Consider the following 22157-nt stretch of genomic DNA (forward strand, 5'->3'; position numbering starts at 1 on the left):
TACTCCGGCCGCCGACGAGAGCCGGGAGCACACGCCATGACGTCGCAGGCAGCGGACCGACCCGAGCAGGTCGGTTCCTCGCGCCGCTCCAAGATCACGCCGGAGCGTGAGCAGGAGTTCTTCGACGCCGTGCTGGACCAGCTGCGCGAGTGCGGCTACGACGCCGTCACCATGGAGGGGATCGCCGCCAGCACCCGCTGCAGCAAGTCCACGCTGTACCGCCAGTGGAAGACCAAGCCGCAGTTCGTCGCGGCGGCACTGCGGTCCCGCCGGCGCACGCGCTGCGTCGACACCGGCTCGCTCGCCGAGGACCTGCGGGAGGCCGCCCGGGTGATCGGCGACCTGTCCGGCCGCGACACCAAGCTCCTGCACGCGCTCGCCCACGCCGCCGGGCAGGACCCGGAGTTGCAGTGCGCGCTGCGCGAGGCGGTGGTGGAGCCGGAGATCGCCGCGCTGAAGGAGATCGTCCGCCGCGGGGTCGAGCGCGGGGAGGTGCCGGCCGACCACCCGGCGCTGCCGTACGTCCCGGCGCAGATGCTGGGCGTGCTGCGGCTGCGGCCCGTCCTGGAGGGCCGGCCCGCCGACCCGGACTACCTCGTGCGTTTCGTGGAGGCCGCGGTGCTGCCGGCCCTGGGCCTGACCTGAGACCCGGGCCGCCGTCCACGGATGACCGGACGACGACCCGACCGCGCCGACCCGTGGGGACGGGGGCGGCGCGCACCCCCCGGCCGGGTGGGGTGCCCCTGTGAGCGGCGGGGGCGCCCCACCCGGCCGACCGGTGTCCGGCGGTGGAGCGCCGGATCAGACGTCCTGGCCGTTGCCCCGGCCCGTCGACACCTTGATGCCGCGGGTGATCTCGTCCAGGACGGACTCCTGCTGGCCGGCGTCGACGCCGAACCGTACGACGACCATCAGCTTCGCGTTCGCGGGGGAGGGGAACGCGAGCGACTCCACGATGCCGTCGGCGCCCTTGCTCGTGACGGCCTTCCAGCGGACCAGGTAGCCCTTCTGGCCGGCCACGGTCACGGCCTGGGAGGCCAGCACGTCGTGGGAGGTGATCCCGCCGTAGGACTTGCCGCCGTAGGACTCCTCGGCGTTGGCCGCGATGTCCGCCTTGGCGATCTCCTCCGGGGTGTCGCCCTTGGTGCCGAGGGCCAGGGCGGGGGCGGAGTAGGCGCCGCCCTTGGTGCAGGTGGAGGCGGTGTCGCCGGGGCACTTGTAGGAGTCGTCGGACGTCACCTGCGCACCGGCCTGACCCTGCTGCCCGTACCACCCCTTCGGGATGGGCAGGCTGATCCCGCTGACCGGGTCGGTCACCGAGCCGCTCCTGAGCTTCGGGGGCTCGGACCGGTCGGGCTGCGGACTCTGCCCGCCGGAGCCGCCGGAGCCTCCTGATCCGCCGTCGCCCCCGGAGCCTCCGGACCCGCTGTCTCCGCCGGACCCGCCGGACCCACCGGAGCCGCCCGGCGCCTGCGACGTGGCGGAACCACCGCCGCCGTTGTCGGTCAGCGCGTAGACGCCGACACCGATGCCGGCGAGCACGACGACGGCGGCCCCGACGGCGATACCGGCCCGCAGCCGCCGCCCGCGGGGTGCGGACGGCGGTGCGGCGGGATGGCCGGGGTGAGCCGGGTGGCCGACGGCTGCGGGGTAACCGGGGGCGGTGGGGTGACCTGCGGGGTTGGGGTGACCGTAGGGGGAGGGATGGCCGAAGGGCGCGGCATGGCCGCTGCCCTGCTCCGTCCCAGGACTCGGCGTCGGTGCGGAGGCCGGTTCCCGCGCGAGGGCGGAAGCCCCGGCCGGACCGGCAGCGGCCCCTGCGGGGGGTGCGTCCGCCACCGAGGCTGTGTCCGCCGAGGAAGGGGACTCCGTAGCCGAAGGGGATTCCGTAGCCGAAGGGGATTCCGTAGGCGAAGGAGGCTGTGTAGCCGATATCGGGTCCGCCGCAGCCCTCGGGTCCGCCGCAGCCCTCGGGTCCGCCGCAGCCCTCGGGTCCGCCGTGCCACGCGGGTCCGCCGCGCCGCTCGGTTCCGCCGCGCGTGCCGGATCTCCCGCGCGTGCCGGATCTCCCGCGCGTGCCGGATCTCCCGTGCGGGCCGCGTCACCCTCGCTCGGCGGGCCCGCCGGTGGGCCGCCTGCCCCGGGCCGCTCCTTCGGGCGGATGTGGGCCGTCCAGGCCCTGCCGTCCCACCAGCGCTCGGTGGCGGGGCCGTCCGCTGTCTGTCCGGGGTCCGGGTACCACCCGGGAGGAGTCTCGCGCGTCATGCCCCCACCGTATGAGGCGTCGGTGAAAGAGGCATGAGAGGAGCCGGAATCGATCGTTCCACCCGGGCCCGCACCCGCACCCGCACTTGCACCGGCCGAGGCCCCGAAATCGGAGGCTTCCGCACCTCCCGTCGGAAACGGCCGAAAAGCGCTGCCCCGGCGGGACCGAGGAAGAACGCCACCGCACACCCCGGCCTCCGTCTCCGCCGGCCGCTCCGTCCCGCCGCCGCCCTCCGGTGTGAGGAACGGCGCCGCGACGATCACCGGGAAGTAGCCGTAGACGCCGTACTCGCACCACTCGATGAGGTCGCCCACCGACCCCGCGGTCAGCGCCGGCGGCCCCGCCGTGTCCTCGCAATCCGGTGATGGAGCGTCACCTCCCTTGCAATTGCACGCCGTTGGCGCGAAGACGACTGGTGACGGGCTGGGCGCGTCGTCCTGTCGTACCCGGTGTCACCCGTCACGGCAACAGGTGCCCCGACCATCCTCCACTCGGGCAATCGGACGGCTACGCTCGATGTCTGTACGTCGTTCGGGCGACTTGGGGAGGTAGCGGGATGACGGAGGTACGGCCCACGGCCGCCGCCTCGGCTTCCCTGTGGGAGCGCGACGAGGAAGTCGCCGCCGTCACAAGGGCGGTCGACAGCCTGTGCGCGGACCGCTCCTCGACCGGCGGACTGCTGGTCTTCAGCGGCGAGGCCGGACTCGGCAAGACGGCGCTGCTGGCCGAAACCCGCCGCATCGCCGAGGCGCGCGGCTGCACCGTCTGGTCAGCCCGCGGCGGCGAGACCCTCAGGTCGGTCCCCTTCAACGTGGTACGGCAGCTGCTGCAGCCGGCCCTGGTGCCGATGCTGCCGGAGGAGGCCCGCGAGTACCTCGGCGACTGGTACGACATCGCCGGACCCGCCCTCGGCATAGTGGACCCCGGCGACCGCCAGGCCGACCCGCAGGGCGTGTGCGACGGCCTGGTCGCGGCCGTGCGGCGGCTCTCCCGCCGGGACTGGCCGCTGGTGCTGCTGATCGACGACGCCCACTGGGCCGACCAGGAGACCCTGCACTGGCTCGCCGGACTGGCCGGGCGGCTCGAGGAGATGTCCGTCCTGGTCGTGGTCGCCCGCCGCCCGGGCGACCTCTCCGGCGCGAGCGCCCGGCACCTCGACACCGTCGCGGCCGCCGCCGACGGCCCGGTCACGACCCTGAGCGCCCTCACCCCGGACGCGACGGCCGGCCTCACCCGCGCCACCCTCGGCCGGCACGCGGACGCCGCGTTCTGCCGCGAGGTCTGGGCCGTCACCGCCGGCAACCCCTACGAGACCGTCGAACTCCTCGCCCGGGTGCGGGACAGCGAACTCGAACCGGTCGAGGCCCGGGCCGGGGAACTGCGCGAGCTGAACCGCTCGGCCCGCGGCGGCGGCCTCGTCGCCCGCCTGGAGGAACTCGGCATCGACGCGACCCGGTTCGCCTGGGCCGCCGCCATCCTCGGCACCGGCATCTCCGTCGGCCTGGTCGCCAAACTCGCCACCCTCAGGACCGAGGACGCCCGCCGCTGCGCCGAACTGCTGCGCACCGCCCGCATCCTCACCGCGCCGGACCCCGCCACCGGCCGCGGCGCCGAGGGCGACCTGGAGTTCGTCCACCCGCTCATCGCCACCGCCGTCTACGACTCCATCCCCGACGCCCTGCGCACCGCCATGCACGGCATCGCCGCCCGCATCGTCACCGACGAGGGGCACGGCGCCGCGGTCGCCGCCCGGCACCTGCTGGAGGTCCACCCGGACGACGACGAGGAACTCGTCGGGCAGCTGCGCGAGGCCGCCCGCGAGCACCTCGCCGTCGGCGCGCCGGACGCCGCCCGCCGCTGCCTGGAGCGCGCCCTGAAGGAACCGCCCCGGCCCGAGTCCCATCCGCACGTGCTCTACGAACTGGCCGAGGCCACGTTCCTCACCGCACCCGCCCGCACGATCAGCCACCTGCGCGCCGCGCTCTCCATGCCCGGACTCGACGGCCAGAAGCGGGTGGACGCCGTCTTCCGCCTCTCCCAGGCGCTCCTGCACAACGACCAGCTGGAGGAAGCGGTCCGCACGGTCGAGGCGGAGGCGGCCCGGCTCGAGCCCGGCCCCGCCCGGATGCGGCTCCAGGCCGTCCACTTCATGTGGGAGGGCATCCACGCCGGCGAGGCCACCTCACCCGGCCGCTCCCAGCGCCTCGCCGACCTCGCGGCCACCTGCACCGGCCGGGACAACTCCGAACGGGCGCTGCTCATCCTGCGCGGCTTCGACGCCCTGATGCACGGCGAGAACGCCGAGGAGGTCGCCGAGTTGTGCGACCGCGCCCTCGTCAACGGCCGCCTGGCACCCGGACTCGGCTGGACCGACACCGAGTGGGGCATCGAACTGCTGCTGATGCTGGCCAACGCGTACGCGTTCACCGACCGCCTCGACCGGGCCGAGACCCTCTACAACGAGGCCCTGCGCGCGTACGAGTCGGCCGGCTGGAGCGGCGGTCACCTCGCCCTGGCCCACGCCTACGTCGGGCTCGGCCACCGCAGGCGCGGCCGGCTGGAGGAGGCCGAGACCTCCCTGCGCGAGTCGCTGCGCCTCGCCGAGCGCGTCGGCCGCGGGCTGCCGCTGTACTGGTCCGCGATCTGCAACCTCGTCGACACACTCCTCGCCCGCGGCAGGGTCGAGGAGGCCTGGGGCGTCGCCGAGCGGTACGGCTTCGCCCCGCCCTACCCCTCCACGATCGTCCTGCCCGACCCGCGGTCGGTGCGCGGCCGGCTGCTGCTGGCCGTCGGCCGCACCAAGGACGGCATCAACGAACTCGAGGCCGCCGAGAAGGCGGCGGCGGCCCGGGGCCACCACAACCCGGTGCTCGTCCCCTGGGCGACGGACCTCGCCCGCGCGCTGAGCACCGAGGACCCGGCCCGCGCCGCCCGGCTCGCCGTCGACGTCCGCCGCCAGGCCGAGCGCTTCGGCACGGACACCGCCATAGGGGAGGCCCTGCGCTGCGCCGCGGCCCTGGAGACCGGCCAGCGCGCGGTGCGGCTCCTGGCCCGGGCCGTCACCTACCTGGAGGCCTCGCCCTGCCAGTACGAGCACGCCGCGGCCCGCATCGAATACGGCATCGCCGCCCGCTCGGCGGCCGACCTCCGGCGCGGCCTGGACCTGGCTGTCTCGTGCGGCGCGGACGGACTGGCAGAACGGGCGCGCGCGGAACTCGCGACGGGCGCCGCCCCGCGGTGAGCCGCGCGCCCCGGTCACTCAGGCGCGGACCAGCTGGTCCGTCACCGCCGCCAGCCGGGCCCGCACCCGCGGGTCGTACGCCGCCTCGTGGGCGCGGGCCGGGCGTGTCCCGTCGAAGTAGCGGCCGGTGCCCGCGTCCCGCGTGGCCAGGGCCAGCAGGGCGGCCGCCCCGTCGGCGACGGTGTACCAGGGGGTGACGTCCGCCTCGCGGACCATCGCCGTGTCCATGAAGGTCGCCGGGTGCAGCACGTTCACCGTGACACCGGTGCCGTCCAGCTCATCGGCGAGGGCGAACGTGTGCGCCGCGAGGGCGAACTTGCTGCGGCGGTACGCCGCGGTGCCGTCGTAGCCGCGGCCGAACTCGGGGTCGTCGAAGACGAGCGGTTCCTGCCCGGCCGAGCCGACGTTGACGATCCGGGACGGGGCGTTCGCCCGCAGCACGGGCAGCAGGGCCCGGGTCAGCACGACCGGCGCGAGGTAGTTGACCGCGAGCCGCAGCTCGTGCCCGTCGGCGCTGAGCTCACGGCCCGCCCCGGGCACCCCGGAGCCCACCCCCGCGTTGTTGACCAGCACGTCGAGTTCGGGGTGTGCGTCTGCGACGTGCGCGGCCAGCTCGCGCACCTGCGTCAGGGAGGCCAGGTCCGCGACGAACGCCTCGGCGTCGCCCTCGGTGCGCAGCTCCGCGGCCAGCCGCTCGGTGCGCTCCGGGTCCCGGCCGTGGACGAGGACGACGTGCCCGGCGCGGACCAGTTCGAAGGCGGCGTACCGGCCGAGCCCCGAGGTGGCGCCGGTGATCAGCAGGGTGGACATGCCCCCACCGTAGGCACGCCGGAAGGGCCCGGGCGAGCTGCCGCCGTGCGTACGACCGGCAGGGTCACCCTCCCGCGCCGTCCTCCTCCGCCAGCACCCGCTGGGCCGTCGCGAACGCCGAGTTCGCCGCCGGCACCCCGCAGTACACCGCCGTCTGCAGCAGGACCGCACCGATCTCCTCGGCGGTGAGCCCGTTGCGGCGGGCCGCCCGGACGTGCATCGCCAGCTCGTCGTAGTGGCCGTGCGCGACCAGCGCGGTGAGGGTGATCATGCTGCGCTCGCGGCGCGACAGGGTCGGGTCGGTCCAGATCTCGCCCCAGGCGTAGCGGGTGATGAAGTCCTGGAACCGGGCCGTGAAAGGCGTCTGCCGGGCCTGTGCCCGGTCCACGTGCGGGTCGCCGAGCACCTGGCGCCGCACCTCCGTCCCCCGCCCCGCGGGCCGGCCGAGGTGGGACCCCAGCGCGGCCAGCACCTCCTCCGGGCACTGCGCGGGCGCCAGGTGCGAGGCGCCCGGGATCTCCACCAGGGCCGCGCCCGGTACCGCGTCGGCGATCTCCCGCAGGTGCGCGGGCGGGGTCGCCGGATCCTCGCGGCCGGCGACCAGCAGGGTCGGCACGGTGATCTCCGCCAGCCGGTCCCGCAGGTCGAACGCGGCGAGCGCGTCACAGCAGGCGGCGTACGCCTCCGGGTCGGCCCGGCGATGGTCCGTCACCAGCTCCGGCACGGTGAAACCGGGCGTGAACCAGCGCGCGTCGGCGGTCTCCGCCAGCGCGGCCAGTCCCTCGCGCCGCACCCGCGCGGCCCGTTCCTCCCACGGCCCGGCCCCGTCGAAGTGCGCCGAGGAGCAGATCACGGCCAGCGAGGACAGCCGCTCGGGGTGGTGCACGGCGAGATGCAGCCCCACGGCGCCGCCCAGCGACACCCCCGCGTAGGCGAACCGCCGGATGCCGAGCGAGTCGGCGAGCGCCAGCACCAGCCCGGCCAGATCGCCGACCGTGGCGCCCGCCGTGAGGAGACCGGCGGCCGAACCGCCGTGCCCCGGCAGGTCCCAGCGGATCACGCGATGGGTGACCGACAGCTCGGGCGCCACCCGGTCCCACAGGGCGTACGAGGTGCCGAGCGAGGGCCCGAGCAGCAGCGGGGGAGCGGCGGCGGGGCCTTCGGCACGGTGATGCAGCAGGGTCAACGTCGCTCCAGGGCACGGTCGGTGAGGGTTCCGGCGGAGCCGGTGTAGTGCGTGGGGTCGAGGTCGGCGCCCGCGAGTTCCGGCGCGTCGGCGAGCGGGCGCCCCTCGGCGGCCAGCCGGGTGAGCAGTTCCCTGGCCCGGGCGCGGCCCAGCACCCCGGCCAGTTCGGCGGACAGCCGCTCGGAGACGATCGCCCCGCCGGTCAGGTCCAGATGGGCGCGCATGGCCTCGGGTCTGATCCGCAGCTCCTCGGCCAGCTCCGCGGCGTCCCGGGCGGCTCCGCCGGCCAGCCGCAGCAGGTCGCGCAGCGGCTCCCACTCGGCGTGCCAGGCCCCGGCCGGGCGTTCGTCCTCCGCCGCCATCGCCCCGTAGAGCGTGGCCGCGAGCTGCGGTGCCCGCCGGGCGGCGGCGGCGATGAGGGTGGACCGTACGGGATTCGCCTTGTGCGGCATGGCGGACGAACTGCCGCCGCTGCCCTCGGCGACCTCGGCGATCTCGGTGCGCGACAGGGTGAGGACGTCCACGGCGATCTTGCCGAGGGCGCCCGCGGTGAAGGCGAGGCAGCCGGCGAGGTCCGCGACGGGTGTCCGCAGGGTGTGCCAGGGCAAGTCGGGCGCCCGCAGCCCGAGTTGCCGGGCGTATGCCGTCGGCAGCGCGGTCGGGTCGGCCGCTCCGTACGCGCCGAACGCCGCCAATGTTCCGGCCGCGCCACCGAGTTGGACGGGCAGCGTGTCCCGCACGGCGCTCACCCGGTCCCGCGCGTCGAGCACCAGCGACCGCCACCCGGCGGCCTTGAGACCGAACGTGGTCGGCACGGCGTGCTGGGTGAGCGTCCGCCCCGGCATCGCCGTGTGGCGGTGCTCGGCGGCCAGCCGGGCCAAGGCCTCCGCGGCGCGGCCGAGGTCGGCGAGGACGAGCTCCAGGGTGCGCGAGGCGACCAGCATGGCCGCGGTGTCCAGGATGTCCTGGCTGGTCGCGCCCCGGTGGACGTAGGGGCCGAACGGGTCGCCGACGGCCCTGGTCAGGTCCGCGACCAGCGGGATGACCGGGTTGCCGCCCGCCCGTGCCCGGGCCGCCAGGGACCGTGCGTCGAAGGCGCCGGAGCGTGCCGCCCCGGTCACCGCCTCGGCGGCCTCGGCCGGGGCGAGTCCCAGCGCCGCCTGGGCCCGGGTCAGGGCGGCCTCCGCCTCGAGCAGGGCCCGCAGATACGCGTCGTCGCCGGTCGCGGCCGCGGCCGGCGAGTCGGCCCAGCCGGGGGCGAGCAGGCCGGGGTCGCCGTGGGGAGATGTCACTGGAACTCCAGGAAGACCGTCTCGCCTTCGCCCTGAAGGCGGATGTCGAAACGGTACGTGCCGTCCGGCTCCACCCCGGCGATCAGCGTGTCGCGCCGCTCCGGCTCCACCCGGGACAGCAGCGGGTCGGCCGCGAGGACGGCGGCGTCGCCCGGCAGGTAGATCCGGGTGAACAGGTGCACCAGGAGCCCTCGCGCGAAGACGCACACGCTCAGGTACGGGGCGCCGCGCCCACGCGCCCCGGGCCGCAGCGTCCGCGCGTACCAGTGGCCGTTCGCGTCGGTCTGTATGCGCCCCCAGCCGGTGAACTCCACGCCGTTGCGGCCCAGAAAGCCGCCCGAGGCCGGGTCGCGCCGCATCGAGCCGTCGGCGGTGGGCAGGTTCCCCTCCGGGTCCGGACCCCACAGCTCGATCAGCGCGTCGGGCAGCGGCGCGCCCGCGCCGTCGGTGACGTATCCGTGCACGGTGATCGTGTCCGGGTGCCCGGCGGGTGCGATGTCCTCGCCGCCGCGGAACGGCAGGGCGTGGCCGTAGAACGGGCCGACGGTGTGCGAGGGGGTGGGCAGCACGCTCTCGGGGCGGCTCGGGTCGATCCTCGTCATGGTCGGTCAGCGCCCCTCTTCCACCCAGGTGGCCCGCGGGCCGTCCAGCACGATGTCCCAGTGGTAGCCCATCGAGAACTCCGGCACCGACAGACTGTGGTCGTAGGTGGCGACCAGCCGCTGCCGGGCCGCGTCGTCCGTCACCGACTGGATGATCGGGTCGTGGGGGAACAGCGGGTCGCTCGGGAAGTACATCTGCGTCACCAGGCGCTGGGTGAACGCCGTGCCGAACAGCGAGAAGTGGATGTGTGCGGGCCGCCAGGCGTTGAGGTGCTGGCGCCACGGGTAGGGGCCGGGCTGGATGGTGGTGAAGTGGTAGCGGCCCTGGTCGTCGGTGAGGGTGCGGCCCACACCCGTGAAGTTCGGGTCGAGCGGGGCGTCGTGCTGCTCGCGCTGATGGGCGTAGCGGCCCGCGGAGTTGGCCTGCCAGATCTCCACGAGCTGGCCGCGCACCGGGCGGCCGTCCCGGTCGAGCACCCGCCCGGAGACGGTGATGCGCTCACCGATCGGCTCGCCGGGGTGCTGCCGGGTGAGGTCGTTGTCGATCTCGGTGATGTCCCGCTCGCCGAAGGCCGGGGAGCCCAGCTCCACCAGCTCCGGGTCCTTGCTCACGTCGATGGTGAGGGGCGGTCGCCCGGGGTGCCGGAGCACCGAGGAGCGGTACGGCGCGTAGTCGCGGCGCGGCTGGTGCTCGACGGGCCCGCCGTCGGCGAGCCGCTTGGCGTAGGCGGCGCGCTCGGCCGCGATCTCCTGATCGATGTCGTGCTGCGTGAGCGTCATGAAAGTCCCTGGGGTACGTGCAGGCCGCGCTCCGGCAGGGGCGCGGGGCGGTATCGGTATGCGGCTTCGCCGCGTGGGCGCGTGACTGCGCAGCTCGAACTCGTCCTGCCGCTCGCGGCTGATCCTGCGCAGGTACGCGATGAGTTCGGCGCTCTCGCCCAGCGGAATCGTCCGCTGCGGATCCATGCGCGGGCCGACCATCCGCCGGCCGAGGGTCGTGGGGTACAGCTCGGTGTGCCCGGCCGGGAAGGCTGGTCGTTCCTGGGCAGCACGTACGGCGCCCGGATCATCGACTCGACACCGCCCGCGAGCGCGATCCAGCCGTCGCCGAGCGCGATCGCGCGGGCCGCCTGGATCACGGCCTCCAGGCCGGACGCGCACAGCCGGTTGGCGGTCACGCCCGGCACAGGGGTGGGCAGGCCCGCGAGGAGGGAGCGGCCATACGACCGACGTTGCGGTTCTCCTCGCCGGCGCCGTTGGCGTTGCCGGGAGGGCGTCGTCGATCCGCGCCGGGCCCAGCTCCGGTGTGCGGGCGGGGAGTTCACGGATCGCGTGCGCGGCCAGGTCGTCCGGGCGTACGCCCGCCGGCCCGCCGTCGTAGCGGCCGATCGGCGTGCGGACCGCGTCGACGAGGTAGACGTCCTTCACTTCAGGCGCTCCGGCACGGTGAGTCCGGCGGCGGTCCGGGCGGCGATCTCGCCGGCGCTGACGCCCGGCGCGGTCTCGGCCAGCACCAGCCCGTCGTCGGTGACGTCGAGGACGCCCAGGTCGGTGATGATCCGGTCGACGCAGCCCTGGCCGGTCAGCGGCAGGGTGCACTCGGTGAGGATCTTCGGGGAGCCGTCCTTCGCGGTGTGCGTCATGACGACCACGACCGTGCGGGCGCCGTGCACCAGGTCCATCGCCCCGCCGATGCCCGTGACCAGCTTGCCGGGGACGGCCCAGTTGGCGAGGTCGCCCCGCGCGGAGACCTGCATCGCCCCCAGCACGGCGACATCGATGTGCCCGCCGCGGATCATCGAGAAGGACAGCGCCGAGTCGAAGAAGGAGGCGCCCGGCAGGACCGTCACCGTCTCCTTCCCGGCGTTGATGAGGTCCGGGTCGACGGTGTCCTCGGTGGGGTAGGGCCCGGTGCCGAGGATGCCGTTCTCCGATTCCAGGACGACCTCGACGCCCTCGGGCAGGAAGTTGGGGATCAGCGTGGGCAGGCCGATGCCGAGATTGACGTACTGCCCGTCGCGCAGTTCCCGCGCCGCCCGTGCGGCCATCTCCTGGCGCGTCCAGGCCATCAGGAGCTCACCGTCCGCTGCTCGATCCTCTTGTCCGCCGCCTGCTCAGGGGTGAGCGCCAGCACCCGCTGCACGAAGATGCCGGGCAGGTGCACCGCGTCCGGGTCGATCGCGCCGGGTTCGACGAGCTCCTCCACCTCGGCGACCGTCACCCGCCCGGCCATCGCGGCCAGCGGGTTGAAGTTCCGGGCGGACTTGTTGAAGACCAGGTTGCCGTGCCGGTCGCCCCGGGCCGCCCGGACCAGGGCGAAGTCGGTGCGGATGCCGCGTTCCAGCACGTACGGGGTGCCGTCGAACTCCCGGACCTCCTTGGGCGGTGACGCCAGCGCGACCCCGCCCTGCCCGTCGTAGCGCCAGGGCAGGCCGCCGTCGGCGACCTGGGTGCCCACCCCGGCGGGCGTGTAGAAGGCGGGGATCCCGGCACCGCCGGCCCGCAGCCGCTCGGCCAGCGTGCCCTGCGGGATCAGCTCGACCTCCAGCTCCCCGGCCAGGTACTGCCGGGCGAACTCCTTGTTGGCGCCGATGTAGGAGCCCGTCACCCGGGCGATCCGGCCGGCGGCCAGCAGGACGGCCAGCCCCGACTCCATGGCCCCGCAGTTGTTGGAGACCACCGACAGACCGGACACCCGGCGCTCGTACAGCGCCTGGATCAGCACGTTCGGGACCCCGCTGAGCCCGAAACCGCCCACCGCGAGCGACGCGCCGTCCGGCACGTCGGCCACGGCCTCCAGGGCCGTGGCGACCACCTTGTCCATCCGACCAGCCCCATCTCTTCCGCGCGACCCGAATTATTCAGGGCACTGAGTATTCCGCGAGCCGCCTCTCACGCTGCCACCGGACGGCAGGGGCGTCAAGGCCCGGGATGGCAGGCCTTCGAGGTGGCAGACAGCTTTGCGATGGTCGACTATCGTTCAGTGCACCGACTAATCGACCGAGGGGTGCACATGGCGGCGGCGGACCTCACCACCCACCCCGGGCACCTCGCCCGGCGGCTCCAGCAGGCACACCATCTGCTGTGGAACGCGATGGTCTCCGAGGAGATCACCTCGCCCCAGTACGCGGTCCTCAACACGCTCGTCGACGAGCCCGGCCTGGACCAGCGCACGGTGGGGGAGCGGGTGGGCCTCGACCGGTCCACCATCGCCGAGGTGATCAGCCGGCTCAGCCGGCGCGGGCTGCTGGACAAGGTGCGCGACCCTCAGGACGGCCGCCGCTCCCTGCTGCGCCTGACGGACCAGGGGGCGCGCACCCACCGCAGACTCACCGTGCGCGCCGCCCGGATGAACCAGGTCTTCCTCGCCCCGCTGACCGCCGGCGAGCGGACGGTGTTCCTCGACCTCCTCCGGCGGGTGGCGGACGCGGCCGAGGAGCTGCGCCACCCCGAGGAGCCCGCGGCCCTGCCCCGCTGAGGGATCCGGGCCGGTCAGGAGGCCTGGACGTACACCACCCACACCTGGCCCCGCGCGAAGTTCACCGGCGAGCCGTCGCCGGTGGTGAACGCGGTGCCGTCGGTGGCCTTCGCGCGCTTCCAGTCCACCTCCCAGGCCCGCCCGTCGCGCAGCACGGTCGCCTTCCCGGAACCCACCGTCTCGGTGTACGGCGAGTTGTTCCCGAGGAAGTCCCGGAAGCCGGACTCGCGGATCCTCACGTACTGCACGACGACGGTCGCCGCCGTCATCCGCTCACCGCCGGCCGACGTGGCGGAGGAGCCGTCCATGCCGACCAGCCAGCGATCGCGGGCGTCGGACCAGGTGAAGGTGAAGCGGGCCGCCGGGTAGCGCACCGTCCGCGAGGCCGTCGCCGTGCCACCCGCCGGGGCGGAGCCGTAGCGGAAGCCGGTGTTCAGGGCCGCCCGGCCCGGGGCCTCGTTCACGATCCGCCCGGGCCGCAGGTAGAGGTTGTGCGGGGCGGCCCGGTCGCCGCCGCGGTAGAAGGCGTCCGGGGCGTCGGACGGGGTCACCGCCCGCAACGGCGCCTCGTCGATCAGCGGCAGGAGCTTCTTCTGCGCCCCGGAGAACGCCAGCGTGGGCCGGTGGAACTGGCGCAGCAGCTCCAGGTCGGACTCACGGGCGCTGCGCACCGGGCCGACCGCCTCCGGCACCCGGGTCGCGTACACCGCCATCAGCCGGCTCAGCCCGCCCTCGACCTGCTCCACGTACACCACGTCCGCGGCGTCGACGCCCGTGTGCGGACGTGCCGCGCTCGCGTTGTCGAGCTTGACGGCGAGTGCGGAGGGGCCGGTCGCCGACGGGGACCGTTCCGAGGCGCTGGGGGAGCCCCGTCCGTCGTCGGGAGCGCCGCTCCCGCCGGTGCACCCCGCGGCCAGGGCGGCCGTCAGCGTGACGGCCAGCAGTGACGCCGTCGTCGCGGCGCGCCGTCCGCGTGCCCCTCGTCCCATGCCCACCGTCGTCACCGGCCCCTGTCATCGATATGTATTAATTGTGCACTTATCTGACCATTTACGACCAGGCTCGATCCTTCATGACGGGACGGTGTCCCGGCCGCGTCCGTCGATCGGCGCGAAGGTTCAGCGCGGGGCGCCCGGGTACCCGGGCCCCGCCGACCGACCGACGCGCACGCCGACGGAGGGAGCGCGAAGCGATGAGGGCAGTGACCTGGCAGGGCAAGCGGGACGTGCGGGTGGAGAGCGTGCCCGATCCGGGCATCCAGGAACCGACGGACGCGATCATCCGCATCACCTCCAGCGGACTGTGCGGATCCGATCTGCACCTGTACGAGGTGCTCACACCGTTCATGACCCCGGGCGACATCCTCGGCCACGAACCCATGGGCATCGTCGAGGAGGTCGGCGCGGGCGTCCCGGACCTCCAGGCGGGGGACCGGGTCGTCGTCCCGTTCCAGATCGCCTGCGGCAACTGCTGGATGTGCCTGACCGGCCTGCCCACGCAGTGCGAGACCACCCAGGTCACCGGCGAGGGCATGGGCGCCGCCCTGTTCGGCTACACCCGTCTGTACGGCGCGGTGCCGGGCGCCCAGGCCGAGTACCTGCGCGTCCCGCAGGCGCAGTTCGGCCCGATCAAGGTCCCCGAGGGCCCGCCCGACGACCGGTTCGTCTACCTCTCCGACGTGCTGCCCACCGCCTGGCAGGCCGTCGCCTACGCCGACGTCCCGCAGGGCGGCAGCGTCGCCGTGCTGGGTCTCGGGCCCATCGGCGACATGGCCTGCCGCGTCGCCCAGGTGAAGGGCGCCGGGCGGGTGTTCGGCGTGGACCTGGTCCCGGAACGGCTGGCCCGGGCCAAGTCGCGCGGGGTGGAGACCTTCGACCTGCGGTCCTTCGACGACGAGAAGGAACTCGTCGCCGCGATCCGCGACGAGACCGACGGCCGCGGCCCCGACGCGGTGATCGACGCGGTCGGCACCGAGGCCCACGGCAGTGCGGTATCCCGCCTCGTGCAGAACACCGCCGCGCTGCTCCCGCGCAAGCTGAGCGGCCCGATGTCCGAGCGGTTCAGCGTCGATCGCCTCGCCGCCCTCTACACGGCCATCGACCTGGTGCGCCGCGGCGGCACCATCTCGCTCTCCGGCGTCTACGGCGGCATGGCCGACCCGATGCCGATGCTCACCCTGTTCGACAAGCAGGTCCAGATGCGGATGGGCCAGGCCAACGTGCGCCGCTGGAGCGACGAGATCATCCCGTACCTGACCGACGAGGACCCGCTCGGCGTGGACGACTTCGCCACCCACCGGGTGCCGCTGTCGCAGGCGCCGCACGCCTACGAGATGTTCCAGCGCAAGCAGGACGGCGCGGTCAAGGTCCTGATGCAGCCCTGAGCGGCCCTCGCCGCCGGGTCCCGCGTCAGGTGCCGAGGATCTCCCCGAGGTCGTAGCGGACCGGCTCCTCCAACTGGGCGTACGTGCAGCTGGAGGGGGTCCGGTCCGGGCGCCAGCGGCGGAAACGGGCGGTGTGCCGGAAGCGCTGCCCGTTCTCCATGTGGTCGTAGGCCACCTCGGCCACCCGCTCCGGCCTCAGCGGCACCCACGACAGGTCCTTCCGGCCCGACCAGCGGCTCGGCGCCCCCGGCAGCCGGGCCGTCGCGTGGGCGGCCTCCTCGGACCAGGCCGCCCAGGGATGCCCCGAGACGTCGTCCATGCGCAGCGGCTCCAGCTCCGCCACCAGCTCCGCCCGCCGCTTCATCGTGAAGGCCGCGGACACGCCCACGTGCTGCAGCGTGCCACGGTCGTCGTACAGGCCGAGCAGCAGCGAGCCCACCACCGGGCCGCTCTTGTGCAGCCGGTACCCGGCGACCACGACGTCCGCCGTCCGCTCGTGCTTGATCTTGAACATGGCCCGTTCGTCCGGGCGGTAGCGCCCGGTCGGCGGCTTGGCGATGACCCCGTCCAGACCCGCCCCCTCGTACTGCTCGAACCACTGCCGCGCCACCTCGATGTCCGTGGTCGCCGGCGCGAGGTGCACCGGCGCCGTCACCCCGGACAGCGCCTGGGCCAGCCGCTCCCGCCGCTCGGTCAGCGGGGCGTTCATCAGGGACTCGTCCCCGAGCGCCAGCAGGTCGAACGCCACGAGCGACGCGGGCGTCCGCTCCGCCAGCGTCCGCACCCGCGAGTCCGCCGGGTGGATCCGCTCCGACAGCGCGTCGAAGTCCAGATGCCCCTCCCGCGCGATCACGATCTCCCCGTCCACCACGCACCGCCCGGGCAACCGCTCCCGCACGGCCGCCACCAGCTCGGGGAAATACCTGGTCAGCGGCTTTCCCGTGCGACTTCCCAGCTCGACCTCGTCCCCGTCGCGGAACACGATCGCCCGGAACCCGTCCCACTTCGCCTCGTAGTGCATGCCCGCGGGGATCGCCGCCACGGACTTGGCGAGCATCGGCAGCACAGGGGGCATCACCGGCAGATCCATGGCTCGATTCTGCGCGCACCCGCAGCGATCTGCCCGATGTGCGAGGTATGCGGGCTACGCCTACCGTGACGGACATGGGTGACGCGGTGGAGCTGGAGGTGGGCGGCCGGACCGTACGGCTGTCCAGCCCGGACAAGGTCTTCTTCCCGGAGCGCGGTTTCACCAAGCTGGACCTCGCCCGCTACTACATCGCCGTCGGCCCCGGCATCCTGCGCGCCCTGCGCGACCGGCCGACCACCCTGGAGCGCTACCCCGAGGGCGTGAGCGGGGAGAACTTCTTCCAGAAGCGGGCGCCGAAGAACATGCCCGACTGGATCCCGACCGCGCACATCACCTTCCCCAGCGGCCGCAGCGCCGACGAGATGTGCCCCACCGAGGTCGGCGCGGTGGTGTGGGCCGCCCAGTTCGGCACCCTCACCTTCCACCCCTGGCCGGTCCGCCGCGACGACGTCGACCGCCCCGACGAACTGCGCATCGACCTCGACCCGCAGCCCGGCACCGACTACGACGACGCCGCTCGCGCCGCCCACGAACTGCGGGCCGTGCTCGACGAGTTCGGCGGACTGCGAGGCTTCCCCAAGACCTCCGGAGGCCGGGGCCTGCACGTCTTCGTGCCCATCGAACCCCGCTGGACCTTCACCCAGGTCAGGCGCGCCGCCATCGCCGTCGGCCGGGAGATGGAACGCCGGATGCCGCGGCAGGTCACCATCAAGTGGTGGAAGGAGGAGCGCGGCGAGCGCATCTTCGTCGACTACAATCAGACGGCCCGCGACCGCACGATCGCCTCCGCCTACTCGGTACGGCCCCGCCCGCACGCCCCCGTCTCCGCGCCCCTGCGCTGGGAGGAGGTCGGGGTCGCGCACCCGCAGGACTTCGACCTCGCGACCATGCCCGCGCGCTTCGCCGAACTCGGCGACGTGCACGCGGACATGGACGAGCGTCGCTACTCCCTCGAAGCCCTGCTCGACCTCGCCCGCCGCGACGAACACGACCACGGGCTGGGCGACCTGCCGTACCCGCCCGAGTACCCGAAGATGCCGGGGGAGCCCAGACGGGTACAGCCGAGCAGGGCCCGCAAGGAGAAGGAGCCTCCTACAACTCCTTGATCCGGATGTCGCGGAACGAGACCACGTCCGTCGTGCCGTGCACCTGGAGCCCGATGTAGCCGGAGGCGAAGCGCCGCCCGTCCGTGCCCGGGTCGTCCGAGCGCGGGGGAGTGAACTCCTGGCCGCCGGTGTTGTCGAACTCGTTGATCAGCACGCCGTTGCGAAAGACCGAGTAGTGCTGGCCCTCCACCCGGATCTCGTAGTCGTTCCAGGTGCCCTTCTGCGTCACCCCGGCCCCGGCCAGTCCCACGCGGTCGAAGCCGTAGACCGAGCCGGTCTTGTACATGTCGCCGTCGGGCCGGTCGAGCACCTGCACCTCGTGCCCGTACTTGATGGCGACCCACTCGGGCCGTGACTCCTCCGGGTGGTCGTGGACCCAGGGGAAGCGCACGAAGACGCCCGAGTTGGCGTTGCCGGTGCCGGGCGCGTCGTCACGCCACTGCAGCTTCAGCGAGAAGTCGCCGTACTTGCGCTGCGGGAACCACAGCATGCCCATGCCCGGCGTGGTGGTGCTGGAGGTGATCGTGCCGTCCGGGTTCAGCCCGAACGAACCGCCGCCCACATGCTGCCACTTGGCCAGGGACTCCGCGCTGCCGTCGAAGATCGCCCGGTAGCCCTCGGTCTGCCCCGGCTTGCCGATGCCCGACTGGCGGGCGGCCTTGCGGACGGCGTTGGACTCGCGCTGGTCGATCACGCCTTCCTTCAGCAGCGCGTCCAGGACGGACGTGACGTGCTTGAGGAACAGCGCGTGGGACGTCCACTCCTTCTCGTCCTCGATCAGCTCGCCGATCCGGCACCGGTTGTCGGTGACCCGGTTGCGCACCCCCGAGTCGACCGTGCCGACGAACACCGTCAGCCGCTCGTCGTACTCCGGGCAGTCGGGCGCCGGGACACCGCCGGAGACGACCGTGAAGGTCACGGTGCGGGCCGCCGAGGTGTTGCCGGCCTTGTCGGTCGCCCGGTACGCCACGGTGTGCGCACCGGCCCGGTCCACCATCACCGGCGCCGAGTAGGCCAGGTACGGTCCGCCGTCCAGCGAGTACTCGATCCGCTCGACGCCCGAGCCGTGCGCGTCGGTCGCCGTGACCGTCACCCGGGCGCTGTTGACGTACGCCCCGTCTGAGTTCTTCGTGCCCTCCACGGTCACGCCCGTCACCGGCGGGGTGGTGTCCTGCGGCGGCGCGGCGGCGACCGTGAACCGCACGTTCTTCTCGGCCGCCACGTTGCCCGCCTTGTCGGTGGCGCGGTAGCGGACCGTGTGCTCGCCCACCTGGTGCACCATCACGGGCGCGGTGTACGGCTGCCAGGCGCCGGAGCCGATCGCGTACTCGATCGCGTTGACCCCGGAGCCGGTGTCGGACGCGGAGACGGTGACCGTCGCCATGTCGATGTACGCCCCGTCCGGATTGCGCTCGCCGGTCACCGTCGCCGAGGTCTCCGGCGCGGTGGTGTCGTCCGACTGCGGTGCCACGACCGTGAACGCGGCGCTCTTCTCGGCGGATACGTTGCCCGCCTTGTCGAACGCCCGGTAGCGGACCGTGTGATCACCGACCTGGTCGACCACGACCGGCGTGGTGTACGGCTGCCAGGCACCCGTGGCGCCGAGCGCGTACTCGATCCGGTCGACACCGGAGCCGCCCTCGTCGGTGGCGTGCAGCGCCACGCTCGCGGAACCGACGTACTGGCCCTGCGTGTTCTGCGTGCCGCTCACGTGCGCCGAAGCCTCGGGCGCGGTGGTGTCCTCACCCGTGCCCTCGGTCACCGTGAGGATGCCCTGCATCTGGCCGTGGCCGGGGATGGTGCAGTGGTAGAAGTACCGGCCCGGCGTGAGCGTGACCTGGGCGGTGTGCTTGCCGCCCTGGGCGTCGTTCGGGTTGGCCAGGAGGTTCAGCTGCACGTCGCTGTTGAACTCGGGGTCGCTCGTCACGAACGTCAGCGTGTGCGGCATGCCCGTGGTGTTGCCGGTGGCCGCGCTGTTCTCGAAGACGATCGTCGCCTGACCGGCGACCGCCGTCCTCGGCGCCGACAGGTACTTGTCGATGTCGTTGCCGGCCGTCCAGGTGAGCACCTGTTCGGCGGTCGGCGCCGTGGTCTGCCCGGCCGCGGGCATCGCCTGCAGGCCGAGCATCACGAGCAGGGCGGCCAGCAGGGCGGCCCGGACTCTTCGGTGCGCTAGGTGCCGTGTCACTCGGTCCCCCTCGCCAGCTGACCGGCGGCCGGGGTCGGCCCGCCGCCCTTGTAGACGACCCGCCACAGGGCCGACTTGGAGTCCGAGGTGAAGAAGCCGCGGCCGTAGTCGAGGACGTACAGCGCGCCGTCCGGACCGAACTTCCAGTCCATCAGGTTCTTGATGCCGTCGTTGCCGATCGGCACGATCTTCTTCAGCGACTCCGAGTGCACCGGCAGACCGCCGTCTCCTTGCGTCTTCGGGTCCATGAGCACCGCGTTGCGCGGCTGGTCGGCGTCGTAGAAGTCACCGACGAACCACTTGCCGTCCCAGTAGGCCGGCCACTTGACGGTGCTGTCGGCCGCGACCGCGTCGGAGCGGTACACCGGCCCGTTCATGGCCGCCTGCCCGCCGCCCTTGAGCCAGGGCAGCTCGTAGGTGGCCTCCTCCGGCTTGTAGGAGGGGATCCCGTTGGCGTCCCGCGGGTAGTCCGGCGCGCCGCCCGAGGGCGAGTACCAGATGTTGTTGCCGGTCACCGGCGGCAGGTTGACCAGGCCGTCGTTGTTCGGCGACTCGTTCTTCGGGTGGTCGCAGTCGTACCAGCCCAGAGGCTTCGACGGGTCCGGCAGATTGCGGTCGCGGTAGGGCTGCTTGTTGCCCATGCAGTACGGCCAGCCGCGGTGGCCCGCCTCGGTGATGGCGGCGAACGTGTCGTACTTGGCCGGTCCCCACGTGGTCGAGGGCGCTCCGGCGTCCGGCCCGACCCAGCCCGCGTAGAGCACGTCGGTCGACTTGTCGACGAAGATGCGCGCCGGGTTGCGCACGCCCATCACGTAGATCTCGCCGCGCGTCTTGCCGCCGCCCTCGTCGGTCTCCTTCCCGGTGAACAGGTTGCCCTCGGGCAGCGTGTAGGTGCCGTCCGGCTCCGGGTGGACGCGCAGGATCTTGCCGTTGAGGTTGTTGGTGTTGCCGGCGGTGCGGCGCGCGTCGGCGAACGAGACGCCCTTGTAGTTCGGTTCGGGGTTGTTGCCCGAGTAACCGCCGCTGAAGCCGCTGGAGTTGTTGTCACCCGTGGCGATGTACAGGTTGCCCTTGGAGTCCCAGGCCATCCCGCCGCCCGCGTGGCAGCAACTGTGGATCTGCACCGGCCACTTCAGCAGCACCTTCTCGCTGGACAGGTCCAGCTTGTTGGTGGCCTGGTCGAGCGTGAACCGGGAGACCCGCCGCTCCGCCATCCGCGTGTCACGGTTGATCCGCTCGTGCGGCGTGTAGTGCAGGTACACCCAGCCGTTCCGCGCGAATTGCGGGTCCAGCTCGATGCCGAGCAGCCCCTCCTCGACCTTGACCAGTTCGTCGCCACCGCCCTTGTTGCCGAAGACGGTCAGCGCGCCGGCGAGGGTGACCTGCTTGGTCCTCGGGTCGTAGACGTGGATCTCGCCCTTGCCCTTGCCGATGTCGGGGTTGTTCCAGTCCGTGATCACCGGCTGCGAGGAGTCGGCGCCGCCCCGGCCGATGTAGAAGACGCGGCCGTCGGGTGCGGTGACCAGCCCGTGCGGCTCGCCGATCTGGTCGTTTCGCCCCGGCTGGTTGGGCTTGGTCAGGCGCTCCGCCGCGTAGTTGGCGTTGATGGCCGCCTTGCAGTCGGCCTGCTCCAGGCGGGTCGTCCACATCAGCGCGCCGCGCAGGTGGGCCCGGAAGTCGGTCTCGTCGTACGACGACACCGTGCCGCCCATGCCGGTGTAGAAGGAGCGGCCGCCGTCGTAGTCGCGGCACCAGCTGACCGGGTGGTCCCAGCCGTTGGCACCCGTGCCCGGCTGATAGGTCGACTCCCGCACCCGGGCCACCGTGTGGACGTCGCCCGAGGGGTTCTTCACCCAGTTGAGCCACTTGTCCGGGCGTTTCCACTGCACCGGCAGGTCCTTGGTGGCCGGGTGCCGGCGGTCGCCGACCTCCACGGTCGCCCGCTGCACGGCCGCGGGGCTGGAGGCGCCAGGGCGGGCGCCCACCAGACCGGTGAACCAGTCCGAGTACGGCTCCGCGCGCGCCGCGTCATGGATGCCGACGAACCCGCCGCCGGCCTCCATGTACGCCTCCAGGCCCGCCTCCTGCTCCGGTTCGAGGACGTCGCCCCCGCCGGTCAGGAACACGATCGCGTTGAAGCGGCCGAGCCTGGTCTCGTCGGTGAACACCGAGGCGTCGCCGGTCGCCTGGACCTTGAAGCGGCGGTTCGTGGGGCCGGTCAGCCCGATGTCCTCGATGGCCTCGATCGCGGCGTTCACGACCGGGGACTCCTCCCCGGCCGCGGAACCGTGGAAGACCAGCACCCGTACGTTCGCGCCGCCCGGCGGCGACTTGATCGACATCGTTGTCAAGGGTGGTTCCGGATATGGACGAGCACTCGCCGCGGGCCCCGACAGCAGCCCGGCGGTCACGACACCGGCGGCCACCGAGGCCGCCCAGACGCGTCTTCTCTGGCTCAGCCCTCGTAAGTGCATGGGCACCTCCTCGGTCACAGCGACACCGCCAAGGAAGCTAA

Annotated in this window: 17 protein-coding genes and 2 pseudogenes; 5 read left to right on the plus strand and 14 right to left on the minus strand. The window is 73.3% G+C overall.

Going from position 1 to position 22157, the window contains the following annotated elements; translation table 11 throughout:
• Positions 1-36: 36 nt before the first annotated feature.
• Positions 37-645 carry a TetR/AcrR family transcriptional regulator gene (locus ABTZ58_RS16590; RefSeq protein WP_351356268.1) on the plus strand — a complete coding sequence of 203 codons (609 nt, stop codon included), beginning with the start codon at positions 37-39 and terminating at the stop codon, positions 643-645.
• 156 nt (positions 646-801) lie between these two features.
• Here ABTZ58_RS16590 and ABTZ58_RS16595 read toward each other — a convergent pair whose 3' ends face one another.
• Positions 802-1839, minus strand: coding sequence for a hypothetical protein (locus tag ABTZ58_RS16595; protein WP_351356693.1), 1038 nt, complete (start codon positions 1837-1839; stop codon positions 802-804).
• A gap of 312 nt (positions 1840-2151) precedes the next feature.
• Positions 2152-2265, minus strand: a pseudogene (locus ABTZ58_RS16600) (DUF2510 domain-containing protein); the annotation flags it as partial.
• Positions 2266-2822: 557 nt separating this feature from the next.
• Between ABTZ58_RS16600 and ABTZ58_RS16605 the strand changes: the two are divergent.
• Positions 2823-5507 carry an ATP-binding protein gene (locus tag ABTZ58_RS16605; RefSeq protein ID WP_351356271.1) on the plus strand — a complete coding sequence of 895 codons (2685 nt, stop codon included), beginning with the start codon at positions 2823-2825 and terminating at the stop codon, positions 5505-5507.
• A gap of 18 nt (positions 5508-5525) precedes the next feature.
• Here ABTZ58_RS16605 and ABTZ58_RS16610 read toward each other — a convergent pair whose 3' ends face one another.
• From ABTZ58_RS16610 to ABTZ58_RS16645, 8 genes and pseudogenes are all read right to left on the minus strand, one after another.
• Positions 5526-6317, minus strand: a complete 792-nt coding sequence (locus tag ABTZ58_RS16610; RefSeq protein ID WP_351356274.1) for an SDR family NAD(P)-dependent oxidoreductase — start codon at positions 6315-6317, stop codon at positions 5526-5528.
• Between the two features lie 64 nt (positions 6318-6381).
• Positions 6382-7503, minus strand: coding sequence for a bifunctional 3-oxoadipate enol-lactonase/4-carboxymuconolactone decarboxylase PcaDC (gene pcaDC, locus ABTZ58_RS16615; RefSeq protein WP_351356277.1), 1122 nt, complete (start codon positions 7501-7503; stop codon positions 6382-6384).
• Complete coding sequence (gene pcaB / locus ABTZ58_RS16620) at positions 7500-8795, minus strand: 3-carboxy-cis,cis-muconate cycloisomerase (RefSeq protein ID WP_351356280.1); 1296 nt, start codon at positions 8793-8795, stop codon at positions 7500-7502. Before pcaB ends, pcaDC begins: the two co-directional genes overlap by 4 nt.
• Positions 8792-9397, minus strand: coding sequence for a protocatechuate 3,4-dioxygenase subunit alpha (gene pcaG, locus ABTZ58_RS16625; RefSeq protein WP_351356283.1), 606 nt, complete (start codon positions 9395-9397; stop codon positions 8792-8794). The genes pcaB and pcaG overlap by 4 nt, the downstream gene beginning before the upstream one ends.
• A 6-nt stretch (positions 9398-9403) precedes the next feature.
• Entirely contained in the window at positions 9404-10177 is a 774-nt protein-coding gene (pcaH, locus tag ABTZ58_RS16630) for a protocatechuate 3,4-dioxygenase subunit beta (RefSeq protein WP_351356696.1), read from the minus strand.
• A 60-nt stretch (positions 10178-10237) separates the two neighbouring features.
• Positions 10238-10825 (minus strand): annotated as a pseudogene (locus ABTZ58_RS16635) (thiolase family protein); the annotation flags it as partial.
• A complete protein-coding gene (locus ABTZ58_RS16640) occupies positions 10822-11466 on the minus strand; it encodes a CoA transferase subunit B (RefSeq protein ID WP_351356286.1) in 645 nt (214 codons plus the stop codon). The gene ABTZ58_RS16640 and the pseudogene ABTZ58_RS16635, both read right to left, overlap by 4 nt.
• The gene (locus tag ABTZ58_RS16645; RefSeq protein WP_351356289.1) at positions 11466-12221 is read right to left on the minus strand and encodes a CoA transferase subunit A; all 756 of its coding nucleotides are present in this window, start codon (positions 12219-12221) and stop codon (positions 11466-11468) included. The genes ABTZ58_RS16640 and ABTZ58_RS16645 overlap by 1 nt, the downstream gene beginning before the upstream one ends.
• Positions 12222-12410: 189 nt before the next feature.
• On the opposite strand from ABTZ58_RS16645, the gene ABTZ58_RS16650 reads away from it, so the two are divergent.
• Positions 12411-12875 carry a MarR family winged helix-turn-helix transcriptional regulator gene (locus ABTZ58_RS16650; RefSeq protein ID WP_351356292.1) on the plus strand — a complete coding sequence of 155 codons (465 nt, stop codon included), beginning with the start codon at positions 12411-12413 and terminating at the stop codon, positions 12873-12875.
• A 14-nt stretch (positions 12876-12889) separates the two neighbouring features.
• Here ABTZ58_RS16650 and ABTZ58_RS16655 read toward each other — a convergent pair whose 3' ends face one another.
• Entirely contained in the window at positions 12890-13864 is a 975-nt protein-coding gene (locus ABTZ58_RS16655; protein WP_351356295.1) for a DUF3048 domain-containing protein, read from the minus strand.
• Between the two features lie 203 nt (positions 13865-14067).
• On the opposite strand from ABTZ58_RS16655, the gene ABTZ58_RS16660 reads away from it, so the two are divergent.
• Complete coding sequence (locus tag ABTZ58_RS16660) at positions 14068-15258, plus strand: zinc-dependent alcohol dehydrogenase (protein ID WP_351356298.1); 1191 nt, start codon at positions 14068-14070, stop codon at positions 15256-15258.
• Between the two features lie 25 nt (positions 15259-15283).
• Here ABTZ58_RS16660 and ABTZ58_RS16665 read toward each other — a convergent pair whose 3' ends face one another.
• Positions 15284-16348 carry an ATP-dependent DNA ligase gene (locus ABTZ58_RS16665; protein WP_351356301.1) on the minus strand — a complete coding sequence of 355 codons (1065 nt, stop codon included), beginning with the start codon at positions 16346-16348 and terminating at the stop codon, positions 15284-15286.
• Between the two features lie 74 nt (positions 16349-16422).
• Between ABTZ58_RS16665 and ligD the strand changes: the two genes are divergently transcribed.
• Positions 16423-17454 carry a non-homologous end-joining DNA ligase gene (gene ligD / locus ABTZ58_RS16670; protein WP_351356304.1) on the plus strand — a complete coding sequence of 344 codons (1032 nt, stop codon included), beginning with the start codon at positions 16423-16425 and terminating at the stop codon, positions 17452-17454.
• Here ligD and ABTZ58_RS16675 read toward each other — a convergent pair.
• Both ABTZ58_RS16675 and ABTZ58_RS16680 read right to left on the minus strand, forming a co-directional pair.
• Positions 17441-19582, minus strand: a complete 2142-nt coding sequence (locus ABTZ58_RS16675) for an OmpL47-type beta-barrel domain-containing protein (RefSeq protein ID WP_351356699.1) — start codon at positions 19580-19582, stop codon at positions 17441-17443. The genes ligD and ABTZ58_RS16675 overlap by 14 nt on opposite strands.
• Before the next feature lie 56 nt (positions 19583-19638).
• A complete protein-coding gene (locus ABTZ58_RS16680) occupies positions 19639-22116 on the minus strand; it encodes a ThuA domain-containing protein (RefSeq protein WP_351356307.1) in 2478 nt (825 codons plus the stop codon).
• Between the last annotated feature and the right edge of the window lie 41 nt (positions 22117-22157).

The sequence above is a fragment of the Streptomyces sp. NPDC094143 genome (assembly GCF_040303825.1).
Taxonomy (GTDB): Bacteria; Actinomycetota; Actinomycetes; order Streptomycetales; family Streptomycetaceae; genus Streptomyces.